Source organism: Bacteroidota bacterium, assembly GCA_016722565.1.
Classification (GTDB): domain Bacteria; phylum Bacteroidota; class Bacteroidia; order 2-12-FULL-35-15; family 2-12-FULL-35-15; genus 2-12-FULL-35-15.
Genome location: JADKIU010000003.1, coordinates 1 through 22,048 on the forward strand (window position 1 = coordinate 1; position 22,048 = coordinate 22,048).

The window sequence follows — 22,048 nt, forward strand, 5'->3', positions numbered from 1 at the left end:
AAGTACAAACATGAATGCAAAATAGACGGCAACTACCATTGCCAAAAACAAACATCCGTTTATAACCAATTTTTTTATGTGCATCAGAATTGAAAATAAATAAAATCAGTTTGACCAAAATAACCAAACATAAGAATGAACACCAAAATCAGCATACAAGGCCATATTAAAAAATTTCGACTTCAATACCAAACGGTTCTTTATGAGTCCATCCATTTTAACATCTGAAAGGATAAATAAGAAAAGCAAAAATACGGTAAGCAGTATGGTTGCTAGTTTCATTACAGAAAGCAAATGAACATCCTGTATCGAATAATTTGAAAAATCAAAAATTTTATAAATGATTACTTTGGCAACCGATAAATCTTTTGCTCTGAAAAAGATCCAGGCAAACACTGCTAAATGAAATGTAAAAACAATTTTAATCCATTGGATTGGCATCGATTTGTTTTCCATATATCTTTTAAATGCAACGGAAAGCAAAAGGGCTGCGACTAAATAAAAGCCATGCAATGCCCCCCAAATGATAAAAGTCCAGTTTGCCCCATGCCAAAATCCACTAACAATAAAAACAATAAATAAATTGTAATACCATCTCCATTTTAAAACCCTGTTGCCTCCCAAAGGAATGTATAAATAATCTCTAAACCAGGAAGACAATGAAATATGCCAACGTTCCCAAAATTCTTTTATTGATTTTGAAATATAAGGGGTTTTGAAATTCTCCATCAAATCGTACCCCATTACTTTTGCAGCACCGATGGCAATATCAGAATATCCTGAAAAATCACAGTAAATCTGAAAGGCGAAACAATAGGTAGCAAATAACAAGGAAATCCCATCGTACTGTTCCGGAGAGTTATTAGCTTAGTTTACAATTACAGACAATCGATCAGCAATTACTATCTTTTAAAAGCCCCACAACATCATTTTTAATCCTCACGATTCTACCGTAATCCACATCATTTTTTTTTCTCAATTGAGGTAAAATATTTTGTGGTCGTTCAATTGGTCCTGCAACCAATTGTGGATAAAACATTACATAAAGTGCATAGATTCCAAAATGGCGCTCTGCTTTAAAATTTCCTCGATAAATTTCTATCGTATAACTCATCGCTTGAAATGTATGAAACGACAATCCGATTGGAAGGATGATTGACAAATATGGAATTGGTGATTCGAAACCCAATGTTGCAGTTAACCGATCGATATTTTCAATGAAAAAATTATAATATTTAAAAACCGCTAATACTCCAATATTTGCGACTAAGCTCATAATCAAAAAGAGTCGTTTTCGTTTTGCTCCGGTGGCAGTTTCAATCAAAATTCCAGCGAAATAATCAACAACAATGGTCGCACCTAAAATTAAAATGTAATATGGAATAAATGCCATGTAAAAATAGCAGCTTGCTAATAAAAGCAACAACCATCTGTAACTATACGGCAAAATAAAATAGAGCAGCGTAACGAGAGGAAAGAAAAGAAAAAAATCAAACGAATTAAATAACATTAGTATCCGATAAATGCGATTTATACACTACAATTAAATATACGCAAATTTAAGAACGAGTTCGTTGAACAATTTCGTTGTAAAATGCATTATAATTTACTTCAGCTGAAAAATGATCCAACCAAAACTGCCTTACGCCTTTTCTGTATTCCGGAGTATTTTTGTTTCCTGAATAAAATCCATCAACAATGGCTGCAACAGCTTTTATATCAAAATCTTTTTCAATTAATGCACCGGTTGTATCATTTACAATTTCAGAAATCCCTCCTACATTGGTTGCAACACAAGGAATACCAAAACTAATTGCTTCTTGAATAGATACGGGTAAACTTTCCGTTTCACTCGTAGTAATAAACAAATTCACGCTGTTCTTTTTATAAAAATTTAATATTTCTTGATTGGATACACTTCCTCTAAATTCAAAATGTGCTGAGTCGGGAAGGGATTTCGCCTTTTCTTTTAAATCGTTCATTAAAAAACCATCTCCAAAATGCACCCATTTGAATTCAAATTTTAATTGTTTCAAAATTTCAATGATGAGATGGACACGTTTTAGAGGAATTAAATTAGAACAGGATACAATTGTAAACATGCCTTGACTAGCAAAAGGGTTCAATCCGTAATCGTTGGTGCCCCAATATTGCAATTGCACCTTATCCTCAAAACATTGTTTCTTTTTGATATAATTTGTTCCAAACAAAGAATTGGGATAAATGGCGGAAGTATTTTTATAGATAAAAAAGCGGAATGGTAAATAGTTACCCTCGTGACGTTCATCGTAAATATCAAAGCCACCACATCTGAATATAAAACGATTGATATCCTTTTTATATTTAAGAACCGAAAGTGCCAACGCCCAATCATTCATCCAAAACGAATAGTGAACATGTTTTTTATCAGAAAAACCTGACAACTGCTTAATGCATGCTGCATCATAGAAGGCTCTAATTAAAAGGGAATTGAAGCTTCTAATTTTCTTTATGAAATAAAATTTGTTGTTACAATGAATAAATTCGCTCCAAAGTATCCATAAAATCGAACCAAAATTCTTAAAAAAAATACCGAAAGAATTTAAATTCGAGCGATCATTGATTGCATCTAACACAATCACATTATCGGGCACAGTTCTCTTATCCCCAGCTTTTGAAGACTTCGGATGAATATATATTTTCTCAAACTTTTTAGAAAGAACTAGTATTTCATTTTCTAAAACACTTTCTCCTTTTCCATATGGAAAACTAGCGGTATATAACTGAAGTACGGTACTTCTTGCATTCATAAACTTACTTTTGAATAATCATTTTACCGCTTCTCACAGTATTGGATGATGTAATCGAATAAAAATAAACTCCGTTAGATAATGAAGAAGTATTTAATTGATATACCTGATGATTATTTTCTTGATAAGACACAAATGGTAATTCAATTTTTTTACCAATTGCATCCAAAATGGTTAGTGTGTAATTTCCTTCTGTTTTATCAACATCAAACTGCAAGAAAGCTTCATCTACTGCAGGATTCGGATAATTCAACAATTCAGCGTAATCAAATGTATTCGTTGGGTAATTTGTTAGTATTGTATTGCTGTATTCCAATAAACTATGACCTTGTGTCGCAAACCATGCATCCCCTGCTGCATCAAAATTAATATCATTGATGTAATTGTAAGGAGCACTCACAAAGCTACTTAATGTGGTCCAAGTTGTTCCTGACAATTTCGCAATCCCAGTATACGTTCCCACCCATTTTGTATCATAACTATCAATTGCGATACTATATATTTTACTGCTTGGCAATCCGGTTCCTGAAGTAGTATAATTTGTCCAAGTGGTGCCATTAAATTTTGCCAATCCTCCAAACGTAGCTAACCAAACATTTCCAAATTGGTCAAAATCAATTCCACGAACAGTATTGTGTGGTAAATCAGAGCTCGCTACGGTGTAAGTGGTCCAAGTTGTGCCATCAAAAACCGTCACTCCACCATTCGTCCCAATCCATTTTTTTCCATCAGGGGCAATTTTTATGCAATTAATATAATTATGCGGTAAGCCTGAAGTAGATGTAGTATAGCTGGTCCAGGTCGTTCCATCAAAAGAAAACAAACCGGTTCCCCTGCATCCCAGCCATTTTACATTTGCAGTATCAATTGCCAAAGCGAAAGGGTCGTCAAAAATCCCTCCCGGAGTATAATAAGTTGTAAAAGTTGTTCCATCAAATTTATCCAATCGTCCTCGATCATGTGTTGTCCACAAAATACCATAAGAATCAAATTTCACAGAATAATTATCATCGTCAGAAATCGTTGAATTATCAATGTTGAAATTTGTCCAAGTAGCACCATCATACTTTGTTAAACCAGACTTTTCTCCACCGAACCATAAATTGTTAGCTGCATCTTTTTCAATGGTATAATAAAAATTCACCATCAAAGTTGTATTGATAAAATCAAACGTTTCCCAAGCCGTTCCACTAAAACGATTCATTTGTGCTTGTCCTCCTCCAGCTTTACTGCCACGCTCACTGGTAATCCATTTTTTTCCGGAAGCATCAGCCATTACAATTGCGACATTATCTCTCGGCAATCCGGAATTACTGCTGTTATAGTTTGTCCAGATAGTTCCATTAAATTTACCAACTCCTCCGCCATAGGTTTCTGCCATACCGTATGTGCCATACCAAATACTTCCATCCGGCTCAGGTAATATAGTAACAACATTTTTGTAGGATAATCCTGAATTGGTGGTTGTGTAGGTGGTCCAAGCAGTATCATTAAATTTCGCAATACCTCTACTTGTTCCAAACCACTTTTCATTATTCGGTCCTATAGCAATTGTTCTCACAGTATCGCCAGGTAATCCTGAATTTGATTTATTGTAGATGGTCCAGGTTGTTCCATTAAAGGAAGCAACTCCATTGTATGTGGAAATCCATTTCAACCCATCTAAATCTTCTACAATGCAAGAAACGGTGTCGGAAGGCAAATCGGAATTCAACCGATCAAAAGTCGTCCAGATTCCTCCAAAATATTTTGAGATACCACCACCATAAGTTCCTGCCCAAACAGTATCATTTTCAATAAATAAGGTACGAACACTATTATCACAAATCCCTGAATTAGACGTTTTATATACCGTCCAATTTGTCCCATCATATTTTACCAAACCACGACCAACCATAATTCCTTCATAATAACCGGTAGCCCCTCCCCCTGTTCCAAACCAAAAATTACCTGAATTATCTTTTGCAATAGAAAATACATTGTTACAAGGAAGCCCTGAGTTATAGGCATTAAAATGAGTAGTTGTTTTTGCAACGGTATCAAATTTCATTAGACCACCACTACTCGCAATCCAAATAAAACCATTGTCCTGATAAGCTGAATAGTTCGTGGTTGGAGTGGTATAGTTTATAAAACCAGGGAACTGTGCTACACCTTCAATTGCAATCAAGAAAAGGCATACGAACAGACTTGAATATATTTTTTTCATCTTGGAGTAATCTTGGTTATCAAATTTAGTAAAAAACGGTTGCAAAAACAAACACTACATTGATTGTAGTTTCAAATAACTTGTTTCCACCAATTCATTATTATCATTAAACTGAAGTATTCTATCTGTATGAATCAACGTACTATAGCGGTGCGCGATGATGATAATCGTAACTCCTGTTCCTTTTATTTGTTTTAACGTTTCGTTCACTTCTTCCTCTGTTTGATTATCCAATGCCGAAGTAGCCTCATCAAAAATGATGAGTTGACTATTGTGATATAAAGCGCGAGCAATCAGAATCCGCTGTTTTTGTCCTCCACTCAAATTCTTTCCTTCTTCATCAATCAGAATATCTAAGGGGTTGCGGCCATTCACGAGTGAAGTCAGAGAAGCCATACCAATGACCTTATTTAATCGAGCCATATCTATGTTCGTTTCCAAAAAAGCAATATTGGAAGCTAAACTCCCTTTTTCAAGATAAGGCGACTGCTGCACATAACTGATATGATTCATCCAGCTTCTCATATTTCGATCATCAATGGAAACACCATCCACTGTGAGTGACCCTTTTTCTGATCTGAGGAAACCGGTAATAATTTTCACCAAAGTTGATTTTCCTGACCCAGATTTTCCAATCACTCCTACTACTTCACCTTTTTTAATTGTCAAGTTCATATTTGAGATAAAACATTCGGCTTCATCTTTAAATCTGAACGAAATTCCATTGAGTTCAATAGCTTTTTCAAAAGAAATTTCTTCTTGCTTTTTATAATTTGCTTCTACATTGCTTTTTAAGGGAGCATTATAAATACCAAACAAATACGAAAATTGCTCTAACTGCATTAAGGCAGGAATCACTTTACTGAGCGAGGGAATAATTCGATAACCGGCAGCTGCATATACCGCAATCAATGGAATAACAACTGCAGGGTTGTTTGCCATAAATGCACCATAAATAAAAATAACCATTAATCCGCCAACGGTTACCAGCTCAAAAAGTTTTGCAGGAAATATATTTAAAGTTGTAGTAACAACATTTATTCTATTCAACTTTTTAAACACTCCAATGTAATCATCTATCAATACGGATTCTTTATTTCTAAGCTTTACATCTATAAAACCATTGATGCCTCGATTACTGTTGGAATACAATTTGGGTGTTTCTCTGTTTTGTTCTTCCCCATAATGTTTTAATCTTTTTTTAACCAGTCGATGAAATATAAACGCAGCAGGAAAGATGGTAACAATCAATAAAAGAAATACTTTAATATCGAAAATAGCAATCCCTGTTATAATAAGCACAACAATTAGCATCTCGGCAGAAAGCAATAGCAAGGGCATCACTAAAAATTTCGAAAAGTGTTGCGGACTAAGTGTTAGTTCACGAATAATTTCAGCAGATTGTTTTTTCTGAAAAGTTTGGTAATCTAAATCCATGTAATAACGATACGCTTTCTCACCAATATATTCACTTAAAACAAAAACAAACTTACTCTGTAACCATTGACTGTAAAGAATAAATACAGATCTTAAAAAGAAAAAAAAGAATGCACTAACAAACAATATCAATAGAAAGTGATTATTGCTTTCGACATTTAAAAATTGTTTCAAGGAAGAAAAAAAACGATTACTGCTGATGATTTGAGGATTTGCAACGGCTGATAAAACAGGAACAAAGGCGGCTAATCCAAATAAATCAACAACTCCTGTAAAAAGAATAAGTACCTGCATTCTTAAAAATTTCTTTTTAAAATTTGCAGGTAAAATTTCAAATACTTGACTATATGTTTTGCCGAAAATGCCTAACATCTTATTTTAACTGGTAGAATTAATATACAATCTATGAATTTCAAAAAAGCAGGAGATAAAAATGCATTCAAAGCACGCTACTTCTTTTTGTTGTTGCCATAACCATAACCATAGGTATTTCCATAACCGTAACCATAACCATAGCCATAACCATAATTATAGTAATATCCGGAACGCTTACGTTTAACTCCATTTAATATAAAACCGAAGTTGGTTACTTTATTTGTACTCACAATTTCTTCTGCTATTTCAACAACTTGTTTTTTAGCAAATTTTGAGTTTAAAACAAACAAGGAAATATCCACATTTTTCATGATTACCAAGGCATCTGTAATTAATCCAACAGGTGCTGTATCCACAATCACATAATCAAAAACCTCACGACCGTAATCAAAAATTTCTTTTAAATGCGGACTTAAAATAATCTCAGAGGCATTGGGAGGAGTTGGTCCGGAAAGAATTACACTCAAATTTTCAACGGTTGTCGGCATTATCGTTGATGGAATATCAGACTTACCGATTAAAATATTCGTAATACCTACTTCAGAAGTCATCCCCAATGCTTTTTGCACTTTTGGTTTATGTAAATCCAACTCTAACAGCAATACCTTTTTACCTGCTTTTGCAAGAATGGTAGCTAAATTGACAGAACAAAATGTTTTACCTTCACCAGGATTGTAAGAAGTTATCAATACAACTTTCGAATTCAATTCACTCGCCATGAATTCCAAATTTGTTCGAATTGCTCTAAAACTTTCTGTTATCGGTGATTTTGAATCTTTATCTACGATAATATAATCAGCTGTTGCTTCTTCAGAAAACAAGACTTCGCCTAGTACAGGAAGCTTCGTGATTTTTTTCAATTCGTATATGCTTTCTATTTTTGAATAAAAAATCACTCTCAGATAAACGACTAACAAACTTAAAATACCACCTACTAGAATAAAATAATAAAGGTATTTTCGTTTATTGGGCTTGATAATACCAATTGAATGTGCACTCTCTATAATTTTTGTTTGAGGTAAAATACCTGCGCGGGCAATAACGGTATTGGCTCTTTTTTCCAAAAGATATACATACATTTTTTCATTCACATCCACTTTCCGTTGAATGTTCAAAAGGTCTCTTTGTGTTTTTGGAATTCCTTTTATAATGGTTGTATAATCTAATATTTGTTTGTTTACATCATTAATTCTTAGTGCAATTCCTTTTTTTGAATTGATGATATACGTTAAAATGTTTTTCTTCAACAAGTCCATCGTTTGATCCAACTCATTGATATTTTTATTTTCAGAAGTGGAGCTAAACAATTTACTATTTCTGGTCATCTGCATTGCATACAACTCATTGATAGCCGTTTTTAAATAATCATCTCCTTCTTCAATATAAAACGAAGGAGGAAGCAATTTATCATCTTTGTTTGCACCCACCGCAAGAATGTATTTCTCCAAAGCATCTAAGGACTGAAGCCAAAGTTGAAGTTGTCTCTTTTTTGCATCGTAATCTACCAACTGCTTAAAGTATTCATCTTCTTGCTTGGGCAGGTCTAATACTGTTTTATCCGACTTATAGGTTTCTAAATCATTTTCGATGGATGTTAAAACATCCGTTACACCGGTTAACTGCTTTTCAATATTATTTAAGGTATTTTCATTGATTACAAATTGAGCTTCAGAAGTATAATCAATATACACCTTAGATAAAGTATCTAAAAAGGTTACGGCACGAGAAGGGATTTGATCTTCCAACGACAATTCTAAAATTGTTGTTCCTTCAATATTTTCAACATTTAAAGCATTCTTAAAAATATAGGTTAAATAATCTTTGTCATGAATACGAACCAAATAGTTGTAACCACTTAAATCAACAATCGCCTTGTTGTTCACATTATCGTTTTTACTTACGGTAAAAACAAAATCACTATCTACTATTTCTTTATCAAATTCAAATTTTTTGCTGACTTCATTTTTCCCTTTTTGATAAATAATTTCAAATTTATTTTCATCAATAATTTTGAACTTAATATCCTTTTCGTATAAAAAATCAGCAAGATATTTGACATTAAACTCAAAAGGTAATGATTGATATACTTCGGTTGTTTTTAGTCGCCCAACAATAAAATAAGAAATGTCTAACTTTAACTTTGCTAGGGCTTTTCCAATCAAATCATTGGAAGTGATTACACGAATTTGGTTAGTATTATCTTGGTAGGCTTGATAATAACCTAACCCTTTATAGATTTGATTCTGATAATCATAGGTTTCATCCGACTTTAATAGAATTTGAGTCTTTGCAGCGTATATATTAGGAAGCTTATAGGTATAAAAAAAGGCAATACCTGCAGAAAGAAGAACAAAGGAAATGATGATATACCAATTTTTGGTGATGATTTTTAATAGCGACAATAAATCATCTATTTCTACAATATTGCTTTTCTTATTGCTTGACATACCTATAATTTTGCAGGACAAATATAGCAAATAACTCCATAATGCCTTGAAACTTTAGAAGAATGCATAGAAGATATTTTTTTTACATACAAATAAGTCAAATTCACCGCTTTTTTAAACGAAAGGAAATTTTTTATATAACCAATCGTTGAGTATTTCAATAAATTTTCGTTCTTTTGTAACTAGGACAAATAAACAATTTTAAATCATACTACTACTCAGTTTTAGTTATACTTTTTAATTCACATAAATCATGAAAAAATTTCTACTAAGCTCAATCGTGTTTATTGCAAGTATTGGCAGCGCATTTTCCATTAGCTATGTAAGTGCAGGAGCAGGACCGGTGAATTGGAATGTTGCTAGTTCATGGACTCCAAGCGGTATTCCCGGATTAAATGACGATGTTACTATCTCATCCGGACATACAATAACAGTTAATTCGTTAAGGTATGTTAGAAACTTAACCGTTGATGGTTCTCTTTCAATGTTATCCGGAGGAGGTATCAATGTAAAAGGTGATTACACTGTAAATGGGACAGAAAGTGGTACTGGATCTATTTATTTCATTACCAACACAAAAACGGTTTCCGGAACAGGAACGTTCAGCCCGACCATGATTTGGCAATTTAAAGTAAATACAACCATTGATGCTACTGTTTCCATTTTCAAAACAGCTAAAACATACATCACTGCTGGCGTAATTGTGACAAACAATGGAACAATTGGAGTACAACAAATGGTTTTATCAGCGGGAGCAACTTGGATTCAAGGACCTAATTCAAATTTAACAACAAGTGTTTCAAATACCTTTTTTGCAGGAACTTATGCTAGTATCGGAACATTTGATGCAAGTGCTACAGGAAATACTGTAACACATAGTATTTTTGGAGGAACATTACCAAATACAGTTTCTGGGTATTTTAATTTAATACTGACGAATGGCGGAACAAAACTAATGGGTGCAAACACAACTGTGCATGGTAACTTAACCCTTACCAGAACCGGTACCAGTTTAATGAATTTTAAACCAAATGGGTTTGACTTAACAGTAGAAGGAAATATTACAAAAACAAATGGTGCTTATTTTACAGGTTCCACTGGTAAAAATTTATTTCTAAGCGGAACATCGCTTCAAACCTTATCTAATACAGGTGTTGCATACGACTTTACGTGTTTAACAATTAATAATCCTTCTGGAGTAATTCTTTCTTCAGGTCTTTATTCATTAAGCGAAGTTTTAACATTAACAGATGGTATCCTTAACACAAATGGAAAAACATTTACGATGTTGTCTACCGCTACAAAAACCGCTCGTATTGCTCCAATAACTGGAACAGGTGCTGTTTCCGGAAACTTCACCATTCAGCGCTTTATTTCAGCGAGAGATACCACATTTGCCGATTTAGCTTCACCGGTTCAAAACTCAACGTTTTTGGATTGGGATAATGAATTACCTGCAATCAGCTATTTGCCAGCAAGCTCAGGAACAACTCAAGGATCAGCTTCCACATATGACGAAACTGCTGATGCATACGTTGCAGTAACCTCTTCAAGCACTCCACTTACACCGGGACAAGGTTTCGAAGTGTTTTTAACCGGTGATTTCAGCTATACGAACTTCCCTGCAACAACATTGACGACTGTTGGTGTGCCTACACAAGGAGATCAGGATTTGTCTTCTCTTGTTTCGGCAAACGTTCAGGGTTGGAACTTAGTTGGTAATCCTTTCGCTTCAAGCATTTCTTGGGCATCTGTATATGCATCTTCCGGTGGAGCTGCAAGCGGATTATTTGACTATATCGAAATGTACGATTATACAATTGGTGATTGGGCAGACGTAACTGCAGATGATGAAATTGCTTCTACTCAAGGATTTTGGGTTTATTCTGATTTCTCTGCAACGCCTACCTTATTTGTTTTGGAATCCTCTAAAATAAATGCAACGGTTCATGATATTCGAGCATCTAAAAAAGCGGCTCCTTACTTTACATTAAAACTTGCGAGCACTGAAAATTCTTATGCTCACAATTTTAAAGTGATTGCTTCAACTGATGCGTCTGACGGGGTAGACAGAAAAGACATCCCATTCAGAAACAGTCCAAACAAAGCTACACCAGCTATGTATACAATGGTAGACGGTAAAAGAATCAATACAAACACATTTAACGTATCAAACGAAACATATTCTATTGCTTTAAAAACGCAAGTAACTGTAAACGGATCTTATAAAATTACCGCTTCCGGTTTTGAATACATTTCTGATTATACCTGTATCAAACTTCAAGACAAACTAACAGGACAAATTGTTGACTTAAATGAAGGAAATGGATATTGCTTCAACATGAATGTTAATGATAGCCCTGACCGCTTTATCTTGTTGCTTAATAAAGACAATAACAATTGTAAATCATTTGTTGCTGCGCCTGCTTCTACCTACGACTTTAGTAACGAAGTGGAGATATTACCAACCTCACAAGGAAATTTGGTTAATTTCAACTTCGGTGAAACCACCAACACAACTATTTCGGTAGTAAATGTTTTAGGGCAAACGATTGTTGAAGGAACAACTGTGAATGCAACTACACAATCTGTAAACATTGCATTACCTCAAGATTTCAGTGGATTATACTTCATTAAAGTTGAATCTGCTAAAGGAGCTGTTACAAAAAAGTTTGTAAGAAAATAAAATTGAATTCGTATTAAGTTTAACTTTGTTGCGTTAATAAATCAACCTATGACTAAAAATAGTTTAAAAATAGCCTTCATTTTTCTTTTGATATGTGCACCGGCATTTATAACGAATACGTTTGCTGTTGGTATGGGTATGGGTATGGGTATGGGAGTTACACCACCCTGTGGTGGACCTTTTCCTCCATGTCCAATTCCTCTTGACAGCAGTGTAATATTGCTATTAATTGCAGGAGCTACCTATGGAGGAGTAAAAATATACAACTCATTAAAAAAGAATCCCGCTTAATCGGGATTCTTTTTTTTCCCTAATTTCATGACCCTTTCTTTCCTCAAAAATCCTGTAGTAAAGTTTCTACTCCTTGTTTTTTCACTCTACATTGCTTGGTTTCTAATATACGACCTCTGGCTTCATCCAGATGAGCGATTGGATTTATTCGTTATTGACTTAACTGTTACATTGAGTAAGAACACACTCGAATTTTTCGGATATTCAGTTTATACAGGTGCCGACAGACTGATTGGTATTGATGGTGCATCAGGTCTTTGGATTGGCGACAATTGCAATGGAATTGCATTGTTTGCTTTATTCTCCTGGTTTATTATCGCTTATAAAGGGAAAGTGAAATACAAGTTGATTTTTATCCCACTAGGCATCCTTACGATTCAACTATTAAATGTTTTGCGAGTTGTTGTGCTGGCAATTATAGATACACACTCCCGGTCCTGGACTGAATTCAATCACACTTACACCTTCACCATCATTATCTACGGTTATATTTTTTCCCTTTGGATGTTATGGGTGAACCGTTTTTCGGAAAAAGAATAATTATCTCTTAAAAAACTTCTTGTTTACATTTTCTTTGTTAGAACTGATTCTAATAAAATAAATCCCTCTGAATGTATCGGGAAGTATAATTGTTTCAGACTGATTCCCAACCACTAAATTTCTTTCCTCAATGATATCTTGTCCTAATAAATTAAACACTGATATCGTAACCGAAGTGTTTTCTGAATAATTAAAATTCAATACATTGCCCCATTGCATGGCAACACCTCAACCGTATTTGTCTCAGCAATCACCTCTTCTGCATCCAAAATGGATACTTTGCAGTCTTTATTTTTAGTACAATGCAATACAAATCGTTTTTCATCTTCTAATCTCAACATTTCAAATGCATATTCATTTTGAAGGGTTAAGTTGGTTAACGTATGCTTCAATTTATCCTCCAATTGAATACAACCATAAGCTTTCAAATAATCAAATCCGGCAGCCGAAATTTTATAATTCCCCATTGCATTCACTTTCACTACCAATGGTAACGAATATGTTTCGGAAGTAAGATTAAACATATTTTGATTCACTTTTGAACCATTCACAAGTGCATAAACAGCAGGAGTGGCTTTATTAGGGCTTGCTCTAAATGGCAAATCATGCACATCTAATTCGTTTGATGCCTCAGCACTCGCTCCCAATTTAAATGTATGAGAAAAAGGTGTAGTTGTGTTTGAGATTTTCAAAGTAAAATAAGGTTGTACCTTTTCTGGTGCTTTGATAGAACTATTAGAGGATGTTGTTTTAGAAGATTCGGGAATAATTAAATTTAATGAAGGAGCACCTGGTAAACCATACACCCAAAAACCTTGTCCTGAGCCAACTTCAATTCCATCTGCAGAAGTATAACCGCTCCAATCGCCAATGGTATAATCATACATCTCAATAAAATCATACAACCCACTCGCTGCACCTCCCGATGCGGCATACACAGAAGCCCATGAAATACTAGATGCAAATGGATTACCAACCAAATTCCATCCTTGTGCAGTATTCGATATCAAACTGCTTAAATTCTGGTCTCCTTGATTTGGAACACCAACAACATCCATTGTAGTTGAAGGGAATGCCGCATAACTGAAATCTCCTGCTAAAAAAACCTCGTATCCTTTTCCGGTTGCCAATGTGGTACCAGATGAAGTAACAGGTGAGTATATATCTGCTGTTTCATCGTAAGTATATACCGATGGATAATCCGTTGGCGGAGCATACACATAACTCAATGCAGGCAATTCATTGTCCCAATCCAACAAGGTAGTTCCTTGAACCGTAGAAGATAAATCCGAATAAGAAGTATCTCTTGCTGTGATAAATCGTTGAATGGTGAAATTCCCACTCAATGAAGCTGTTGCTGCTTTAGGCGCAATACGTGCGGTTCTGGAAGCCGTAGAAACCATTGTAAATGGCCTTCCACCCGTGTTGAAATTTCCGTTGATCGGAGAAATTACAGCATTCAACAAATAACTTCCACTTGATAAAGAAACGCCACCGGAGGTATTATTAATATCCAACTGATGAAAAGTAGTTGTTCCTGTCCCCGATAAGGTTTGAGCAACACTTCCATTAAATGTTACGGTTCCGTTTTGAGCATTAAAGGTTCCATTTTTAATCCAATTTCTTTTTACAGCAATCGAATGATTACTTACTGAAACATCTAAATTACTTGTAATTGTTAAATCATTATTCACTACAATATTTCCACTCAGCGTTTTTGCACTGCTACCTGCACTTATTAAGTTATGATACGTAAAAGCGGGAACGGCCTGCGCAATTGTACCATTGAATGTAACCGTGTTGCCTGTAATCAAATATGTTGTAGTTACCAACGAAGGAGAAAAAACGTTTGACACCCCTACCACAGCTGCCGGAAATGTAACCGTTCGTGTGCCATTTGTACTAATTGTCAGTGAACCGTAATTCAAAGCATTTACCGATTGGTTTCCTGCGCCTATATAATCGATTGTTAATCCTGATAATGTTTTACCTGTTATCGTGTATTGAGAAATAAAATCCGGTGTGGCAGCAATACGTGTAACTCTTGCTGTTCCATTCCCATTCATTGTTCCTCCTCCACTCACCAAAACGGTTGCATTAGGAGAAAAAACAGCACCTGTTCCTAAATTAAAAATACTTGAAACGCTAAAATTTGTTGCTGCTGTAACCAAAGCGCTGGCATTCGTTATCGTCAAATTATTAAATGCGGTTGTAGACGTTCCACTCATCAATTGAGCAATCATTCCGTTTAACGTTACAGTGGATGTACCTGCGGTAAATGTTCCATTATTGGTGTAATTTCCACCAATTAGTACATTTCGGTTTGCGGTAGCTAAAGTAGTTGTGGTTCCGATTAAAAAATTTCTGCCAATGGTAGTATTTGCTAACAATGTTTTCGTATTGCCACCTGAAACAGTCAAATTTGAGTAGCTTCCATCATCCGGCAGCACAACATCCTGAGCTCCATTTCGATTGTAGATAACGGTATTTCCTGCTGTTGCTGCATTAAACGTGTTCACTGAAAAATTTCCGTTTGTTGTTTCAATTGTTAAAGTACCTGTCGAACCTTGGTTCCAAGTACCAGTACCTCTAAAACTGGTCATCATTCGAACGGAAGCATTATTGGTATAATTTCCGGTGCATGTAACATCATCAAAAACCAAAGCGGTAGAGCCAGAAATTGTTTTCCCGGAACCCGTAAGTGTAAAAACGCCCAAATTTGCATTAAATGCTCCATTCACAAGAATATTACCAGTTATGGTATAGGCCTCAGAAACATTTGAATCGAAAAAACCGGTGGACGTAACCGTAAGATTATTAAATATTTTTGTCCCACGAGTGCTATTGATGGCTAGTGTTCCTGAAATGGTGGTATTCCCGGCCACAGAAAAACGGATTCTACTCACATCGCAAATTCCACTCACTACATTAAAATCTCCTGCAATATTAAAACGAGGTGTTGCTCCCGTAGCTAAGAAATCCCCTCCATAGGTATTTAAATTTCCTGTAATGGTATATGTTTCTGCTGAAGTATTATCGAACTTACCGGTTGCAGCTAAATCCACATTTGTAAACGTATTCGAACCACCTGTGCTATTATCTCTCAAGGTTCCATTAATTGAAGTTAATCCAGTAACATTTAAAACAACAGTACCGATAGTAGCTGTGCCACCTGCGGTCACAATCATTGGTCCGGTAACGATTAAACTCCCAGCTACAGTCCCCGACAAAACAGCTGCATTGTTCAAGGTTAATCCACCAGCGCCTACAGTTGTAGTTGCACCAGTACTGGTCCAATTGGCAGTTCCATTAATGGTTAAAGACAAACAAGTTGCTGCTGTGCCATTCATGGTAACCGTTCTACCGGCACAGATGACTACATTATCAGAGGGAGTGGGGATTGTTGCAGCTGCGGTTCCAGCGCAAGAAGATGTTGACCAAGTAGATGGTGTGTTCCAGTTGCCGTTTATTCGAGAAAAATATGTTGCAGCATTTACTGAAAAAGACAATAAAAAAAGCAACATAAATAAGGAATGGGAGTAGACATTCTTATTCATAAAATCAATTTAAAAAAAACCTAATAATTCATTTACTAAATCACCTTACGACAAAGAAACAAAATGGTTACTTCAGATTTCAACAAATTAGACCAATCTCTGATTTTCTGCGTCTAAAAGAATATGATTAAAAGTTCATACAAATATCTGAATGTAAAAACGATTAAAATTGTAATTTTAACAAATGATTAAACAACCAAGCAAAAAAAAGATGTGGATGCAGGTACTCTTCATTGCGTTTGTTGCTATTGCTTTGGGTTTTTTGCGAGATAGTATTTTCAAAACAATCAATTCGCTTTTGCGTGCTTGGGACTTAGATCAAGATTACTTCCTTCCTCCATTTTTGAGTTTTTTAGAAAATTTCCAATATGATACCTTAGTAAATCTGAAGTGGATATTAACACTCTTATTTTTAATACTTTATTTGCTACTTTCTTTAATCACGATTAAAATACTATTTGGAAACCGGAATTTTTCCAAAATTACTATTTGGTCTTATGTAGCCATTCTAATTGTTTCCGGAATATTAATAACCATTGGTTATGTATTCAAAGGAACAACAGAAAAACCTATGAATTTGCAAGATATCTCATGGGCTTGGCACAATCTCCGCTCATTTTAATGATTTTGATTCCTGCTTTTAAACTTTCTGAAAAAGAAATCGATAAAACTTCCGAATTATAAGAAACTAAATTTTACTTTTGTCTACTTCAAAAACAACAATCCATATCAACTATGAAAAAGACACCGCTATTTTTAATCTCATTGCAGAAGAAAAAAAACGTCAAACGATTGGTTTAGAGCTTATCGCCTCAGAAAACTATGTAAGCGAAAGTGTAATGAAAGCAATGGGTTCTGTTTTAACAAATAAATATGCAGAAGGACTTCCGGGTAAACGATATTATGGTGGATGTGAAGTAGTTGATAAAGTAGAGCAACTCGCCATTGACCGAGCAAAAAAATTATTTAATGCTGAATGGGTAAATGTGCAGCCACATTCCGGAGCACAAGCAAACGCAGCAGTAATGCTTGCGGTAATCAAACCGGGTGACAAAATTTTAGGATTCGACCTTTCACATGGTGGTCATTTAACGCATGGTTCACCTGTGAATTTTTCAGGAAAATTGTATGTCCCTAGCTTTTATGGTGTAGAAGAAAAAACAGGGCGTGTTGATTTTAATAAAATTGAGGCCATTGCATTAAAGGAAAAGCCCAAATTGATTATTTGCGGTGCATCTTCTTATTCACGTGATTGGGATTATAAAAAATTAAGAAAAGTAGCCGATAAAGTTGGCGCATTATTAATGGCCGACATTTCTCACCCATCCGGCTTAATTGCTCGTGGTTTAATGAACGACCCTTTACCACACTGTCATATTGTTACTACCACAACCCATAAAACATTACGCGGACCAAGAGGCGGAATGATTATGATTGGAAAAGATTTCCCGAATCCTTGGGGAGAAAAAACACCGAAAGGCGAAATCAAAATGATGTCGCAACTACTTGATGCAGCAGTATTTCCTGGAACACAAGGTGGGCCGTTGGAACATGTGATTGCAGCAAAAGCAGTTGCATTTGGTGAAGCATTAGAAGATAGTTATATGAAATATTGCATTCAAGTAATGAAAAATGCAAAACTAATGGCTCAATGCTTTGTCGATAAAGGGTACAAAGTTATTTCAGGTGGAACAGACAATCATTGTATGCTCATCGATTTACGCTCAAAAAACCTAACCGGAAAACTAGCGGAAACAACCTTAGTAAAAGCAGACATTACCGTAAATAAAAACATGGTTCCTTTTGACGACAAATCGCCATTTGTAACTTCCGGAATTCGAGTTGGTACATCCGCAATTACGACTCGCGGTATCAAAGAAAAGCACATACCTAAAATTGTCAATTTAATTGATAAAGTATTAATGAATCACGACAATGAAAAGGTGATTTCTGAAGTGCGAAAAGAAGTTAATAAATTAATGAAAGACTTCCCACTTTTTGCATAATTTTTACTTTCTAAAATCCAAAAACAAGAGCCACATGATTCAATTCTGTGGCTCTTGTTTTTTTATGAGAAAAATCAGTGGGAAAAAGAGCCGATTTGATGGCCTGCACCCATTGCACATCTAAAATAAAAGTTTATTTTTGTAGCTCTTTAAACTGGATTAAATATTAAGCGAATACTATTATGGCACAAGTTGAGTTGATTATGCCCAAAATGGGTGAAAGTGTTGCAGAAGCAACAATCATTAAATGGTTAAAAAAGGAAGGCGATAAAATCTCGGCTGATGAAACGGTGTTGGAAATCGCTACAGATAAAGTAGATTCAGAAATACCTTCTACTGCTGAAGGAACATTAATAAAACGCCTTTTTAATGAAGGTGATGTTGTTCAAGTAGGCAAAGCAATTGCTATCATCTCTACGGATGCCAATGCAGTTGTTGAAACCGTTGAAGTAAAAACTCCCGCAACTCCTAACACAAATATTGTTCAAAAAGAACTAGCGAACAATGCGGTAAAAGAAGTTGTTTCACTTGAAAAAAATTCTTCTTCCGGAAAATTCTTTTCTCCTCTAGTACGGAATATTGCTAAACAAGAAGGAATTGCAATGACTGAACTGGAAAGCATTTCCGGCACAGGTGCAAACGGTAGAGTTACTAAAAATGATATCCTTGCTTACATTCCTAACAAAGGAAAGCAAACAGTTGTAGAACAACCAAAAGTTATCCAAGAAACTGTATCCAATGGCACTGCGGCAGCTCAGGCCAAACCTGCTGTTTCAGTAAACGCTGGTGACGAAATCATTGAAATGGATCGAATGCGTAAACTTATTGCCGACCACATGGTGATGAGTAAGCATACGTCTCCGCATGTTACTTCATTTGTAGAAGCAGATGTGACAAATATCGTAAAATGGAGAGATAAAGTAAAAGGTAATTTCGAAAAACGTGAGGGTGAAAAGTTAACATTCACACCGATTTTCATTGAAGCGTTAGTTAAAGCAATTAAAGACTTCCCAATGATTAATATTTCGTTGGATGGAACAAAAATCATTAAACGAAAAAACATTAATATTGGAATGGCAGCCGCTTTGCCTAGCGGAAATCTAATTGTTCCTGTGATTAAAAATGCAGACACACTTAACTTAGTAGGTATAACAAAACAGGTAAATGATTTAGCGAAAAGAGCCCGTGCCGGTAAGTTATCACCCGATGAAATTTCAGGAGGAACCTACACACTTACAAATGTTGGCTCATTCGGAAATGTGATGGGCACACCCATCATCAATCAACCGCAAGTTGCAATTATGGCTGTAGGAGCAATTAAGAAAAAGCCTGCAGTTATTGAAACACCTGATGGAGACTTGATTGGGATTCGCCATTTTATGTTTTTATCTCACTCGTATGACCACCGCGTGGTGGATGGATCTTTAGGCGGACAATTTGTTCGAAAAGTTGCCGATTACTTAGAACAATGGGATATCAACAGAGAATTCTAATCTTAGAGTCGCATAATTCAATCAAATAAATAGTATGAAAAAAAGTATACTCGTGTTTTCGTTATTTGTTTTATCGTTCGCTCATAACTCTTTTTCGAGTGTGATTGACGGGAATTTTAGAACAATCTATTTACAAGCCGAAGATTATTTCGTAAACGAAAATTATACTGCAGCCCTCCCACTCTATTTAAAATTAGATTCAATGGAGCAAGGAAATTGCAACTTGAATTTTAAAATTGGGATCTGTTACCTTAAAGCCGCTACCTACAAAACCAAAGCAATTCCCTATCTGGAAGTTGCAATTAAGCAAATTGCAAAGCTTTATGAAGAAAAGGAAATAAAAGAAGAGGAAGCTCCCTTATCCAGCTATTACTACCTCGGAAGAGCGTATCATTTGAATTATGAATTCGACAAAGCGATTGAAATGTATCAGAAATATATTGATGCGCTTGGCCCTGAACCTAAATTTGCGAATGAAGTTGCTGAAGTGACGCACGATATTGAAACATGTAACTTCGGAAAAGAATTAGTAAAAAATCCAAAAAAAATAAATGTTGAAAATCTTGGTGAAGGAATCAATACCAAATACCCAGACTATTCTCCGGTTGTTTCATTAGATGAACAAACACTTATTTTTACTTCCCGAAGAGAAGGTGGAATGAGTAGCACCATTTTGCCAAATGGTGAATATTATGAAGATATTTTTATGTCTACTTTTGAAGATGGTAAATGGGGGAAAGCCACACCAGTTGGTAGTAATATTAATTCCTTTGCTCATGAAGCAACCATTAATCTTTCAGCAGATGGTCTAAAACTTATTATTTACAAGGATGATGGTGGAAATGGAAACATTTACATCAGTGAACTCCAAGGAACGGAATGGGGATATCCACAATATGCCTCCGCTCCTATTAACACAAGTTCTTGGGAATCACATGCCTGCTTAAGTTCAGACAACCGGATTCTTTATTTTATTAGCAACAAAGCAGGCGGGTATGGCGGAAGAGATATTTACAAATGTTTAAAACTGCCCAACGGACAATGGGGCCCCGCACAAAATCTAGGCCCCATCATCAATACAAAATATGATGAAGACGGAGTATTTATTCATCCTGACGGCAAGCAAATTTTCTTCTCTTCTCGCGGACATAACTCTATGGGTGGTTTTGACATTTTCACATCCATGATTAATGATGAAAACGGAAATTGGACAGAACCCGTAAACTATGGCTATCCGGTGAACACAACTGACGATGATGTATTTTTAATCACCTCTGCAGATGGCAATAGAGCTTATTTTTCTTCTGACAAAGAAGGCGGATACGGTGAAAAAGATATTTACATGATTCGAATAAAAGAAAACGATAATCCTCGGGATATTACAATCCTATTGGGTAAAATCATCAACAAAAGCAAAGAACCGATTTCAAGTAACAAAATCTACATTATCAATACAGAAAAAGGTGATACGATACAATCCCTTTCTGCAAATAGTTCATCCGGAAAATATGGAGCCAATCTTCCTGTCGGAGGAAAATATAAAACCATATATAAAATTAACGGTAAAGAAATCTATACGGAGTTAATTGAAGTGTCCAAAGGACAAGGATATCAGGTGCTGCACAAAGAAGTAATTTACAATGGTGATTCGACACTTACAGATGCACAAATTGCAGCCTTAAAAGCACTTGAAAACCAAAAGAATCCTTCCGGTGATAAAACGACCCCTTGCAATGGCCGAAATTCAAATTATCAATTGTTTTTCGGTTACAATATGAAGGAGATTAATGTGGCGTCAAAAGATTTCAAAACCTTTATTGATGTATTAACTGAATGCCTTCAATCAAACCCAAGTTATGTGATCTCCATTGAATCAAGCGCATCTACCGTACCAACCCAAACGTACGGAAGCAATGAAAAATTGGCAGAATTGAGAGCTGCATCCGCAAAAGAAAAAGTGCAGGAAGCCTTACTAAAGAAAGGATTAAAATCATCTCAAATTACATTTAGCACACCCAAAACAATGGTTCAAGGTCCCGACTACCAAAAGGATGCGCAAGAAAAAAGGACAACTTACGGGCAATTTCAGTACGTTAAAATCAAGGCCACTCCACAGTAATAAACATAAAAGAAAAAGCAGGAAATTTCCTGCTTTTTCTTTTATGTTATTTTTTTGATAAAAAAATTTCCATAAATCCCCATAAATACTATATTTGCG

The 22,048-nt window shown here is 35.4% G+C and carries 13 protein-coding genes and 1 pseudogene; 7 read left to right on the top strand and 7 right to left on the bottom strand.

Going from position 1 to position 22,048, the window contains the following annotated elements; all coding sequences use genetic code 11:
• Positions 1-105: 105 nt before the first annotated feature.
• The 5 genes and pseudogenes from IPP64_11125 to IPP64_11145 all read right to left on the bottom strand — a co-directional run bounded on the left by IPP64_11125 (position 106) and on the right by IPP64_11145 (position 9,257).
• A pseudogene (locus IPP64_11125) lies at positions 106-1,510 on the bottom strand (MBOAT family protein).
• 49 nt (positions 1,511-1,559) lie between these two features.
• Positions 1,560-2,789 (bottom strand): glycosyltransferase, encoded by a 1,230-nt coding sequence (locus IPP64_11130; GenBank protein ID MBL0329943.1) that lies wholly within the window; start codon positions 2,787-2,789, stop codon positions 1,560-1,562.
• A gap of 4 nt (positions 2,790-2,793) precedes the next feature.
• Entirely contained in the window at positions 2,794-4,998 is a 2,205-nt protein-coding gene (locus IPP64_11135) for a T9SS type A sorting domain-containing protein (protein MBL0329944.1), read from the bottom strand.
• Positions 4,999-5,052: 54 nt separating this feature from the next.
• Complete coding sequence (locus IPP64_11140) at positions 5,053-6,729, bottom strand: ABC transporter ATP-binding protein (protein MBL0329945.1); 1,677 nt, start codon at positions 6,727-6,729, stop codon at positions 5,053-5,055.
• Positions 6,730-6,884: 155 nt separating this feature from the next.
• Positions 6,885-9,257, bottom strand: coding sequence for a polysaccharide biosynthesis tyrosine autokinase (locus IPP64_11145; GenBank protein MBL0329946.1), 2,373 nt, complete (start codon positions 9,255-9,257; stop codon positions 6,885-6,887).
• A gap of 253 nt (positions 9,258-9,510) precedes the next feature.
• Here IPP64_11145 and IPP64_11150 point away from each other — a divergent pair, with 253 nt between their 5' ends.
• Genes IPP64_11150 through IPP64_11160 form a run of 3 tightly spaced genes read left to right on the top strand, consistent with a single transcriptional unit; the run spans position 9,511 to position 12,774 of the window.
• Complete coding sequence (locus tag IPP64_11150) at positions 9,511-11,943, top strand: T9SS type A sorting domain-containing protein (GenBank protein MBL0329947.1); 2,433 nt, start codon at positions 9,511-9,513, stop codon at positions 11,941-11,943.
• Positions 11,944-11,991: 48 nt separating this feature from the next.
• Positions 11,992-12,234: a hypothetical protein gene (locus tag IPP64_11155; GenBank protein ID MBL0329948.1), complete on the top strand. Its 243-nt coding sequence runs from the start codon at positions 11,992-11,994 to the stop codon at positions 12,232-12,234.
• A gap of 27 nt (positions 12,235-12,261) precedes the next feature.
• Positions 12,262-12,774, top strand: a complete 513-nt coding sequence (locus IPP64_11160) for an archaeosortase/exosortase family protein (protein MBL0329949.1) — start codon at positions 12,262-12,264, stop codon at positions 12,772-12,774.
• On the opposite strand, the gene IPP64_11165 is transcribed toward IPP64_11160, so the two are convergent.
• Together IPP64_11165 and IPP64_11170 are read right to left on the bottom strand one after the other, a co-directional pair.
• Complete coding sequence (locus IPP64_11165; protein MBL0329950.1) at positions 12,775-12,975, bottom strand: T9SS type A sorting domain-containing protein; 201 nt, start codon at positions 12,973-12,975, stop codon at positions 12,775-12,777. It abuts the gene before it with no gap.
• On the bottom strand, positions 12,972-16,331 hold the full coding sequence (locus IPP64_11170; protein MBL0329951.1) for a hypothetical protein: 3,360 nt from the start codon (positions 16,329-16,331) through the stop codon (positions 12,972-12,974). The genes IPP64_11165 and IPP64_11170 overlap by 4 nt, the downstream gene beginning before the upstream one ends.
• 184 nt (positions 16,332-16,515) lie before the next feature.
• Between IPP64_11170 and IPP64_11175 the strand changes: the two genes are divergently transcribed.
• The 4 genes from IPP64_11175 to IPP64_11190 all read left to right on the top strand — a co-directional run bounded on the left by IPP64_11175 (position 16,516) and on the right by IPP64_11190 (position 21,949).
• Positions 16,516-16,953: a hypothetical protein gene (locus IPP64_11175; protein ID MBL0329952.1), complete on the top strand. Its 438-nt coding sequence runs from the start codon at positions 16,516-16,518 to the stop codon at positions 16,951-16,953.
• A gap of 79 nt (positions 16,954-17,032) precedes the next feature.
• Complete coding sequence (locus IPP64_11180) at positions 17,033-18,337, top strand: serine hydroxymethyltransferase (GenBank protein MBL0329953.1); 1,305 nt, start codon at positions 17,033-17,035, stop codon at positions 18,335-18,337.
• A gap of 182 nt (positions 18,338-18,519) precedes the next feature.
• Complete coding sequence (locus tag IPP64_11185; GenBank protein MBL0329954.1) at positions 18,520-19,830, top strand: 2-oxo acid dehydrogenase subunit E2; 1,311 nt, start codon at positions 18,520-18,522, stop codon at positions 19,828-19,830.
• Positions 19,831-19,864: 34 nt separating this feature from the next.
• On the top strand, positions 19,865-21,949 hold the full coding sequence (locus IPP64_11190) for a PD40 domain-containing protein (protein ID MBL0329955.1): 2,085 nt from the start codon (positions 19,865-19,867) through the stop codon (positions 21,947-21,949).
• Positions 21,950-22,048: the final 99 nt, after the last annotated feature.

What these genes read in the sequence shown, in the direction of transcription:
- IPP64_11130 (MBL0329943.1), bottom strand. Translation starts at nt 2,789, where the DNA reads ATGAATGCAAGAAGTACCGTACTTCAGTTATATACCGCTAGTTTTCCA.
- IPP64_11135 (MBL0329944.1), bottom strand. Translation starts at nt 4,998, where the DNA reads ATGAAAAAAATATATTCAAGTCTGTTCGTATGCCTTTTCTTGATTGCA.
- IPP64_11140 (MBL0329945.1), bottom strand. Translation starts at nt 6,729, where the DNA reads ATGCAGGTACTTATTCTTTTTACAGGAGTTGTTGATTTATTTGGATTA.
- IPP64_11145 (MBL0329946.1), bottom strand. Translation starts at nt 9,257, where the DNA reads ATGTCAAGCAATAAGAAAAGCAATATTGTAGAAATAGATGATTTATTG.
- IPP64_11150 (MBL0329947.1), top strand. Translation starts at nt 9,511, where the DNA reads ATGAAAAAATTTCTACTAAGCTCAATCGTGTTTATTGCAAGTATTGGC.
- IPP64_11155 (MBL0329948.1), top strand. Translation starts at nt 11,992, where the DNA reads ATGACTAAAAATAGTTTAAAAATAGCCTTCATTTTTCTTTTGATATGT.
- IPP64_11160 (MBL0329949.1), top strand. Translation starts at nt 12,262, where the DNA reads ATGACCCTTTCTTTCCTCAAAAATCCTGTAGTAAAGTTTCTACTCCTT.
- IPP64_11170 (MBL0329951.1), bottom strand. Translation starts at nt 16,331, where the DNA reads ATGAATAAGAATGTCTACTCCCATTCCTTATTTATGTTGCTTTTTTTA.
- IPP64_11175 (MBL0329952.1), top strand. Translation starts at nt 16,516, where the DNA reads ATGATTAAACAACCAAGCAAAAAAAAGATGTGGATGCAGGTACTCTTC.
- IPP64_11185 (MBL0329954.1), top strand. Translation starts at nt 18,520, where the DNA reads ATGGCACAAGTTGAGTTGATTATGCCCAAAATGGGTGAAAGTGTTGCA.
- IPP64_11190 (MBL0329955.1), top strand. Translation starts at nt 19,865, where the DNA reads ATGAAAAAAAGTATACTCGTGTTTTCGTTATTTGTTTTATCGTTCGCT.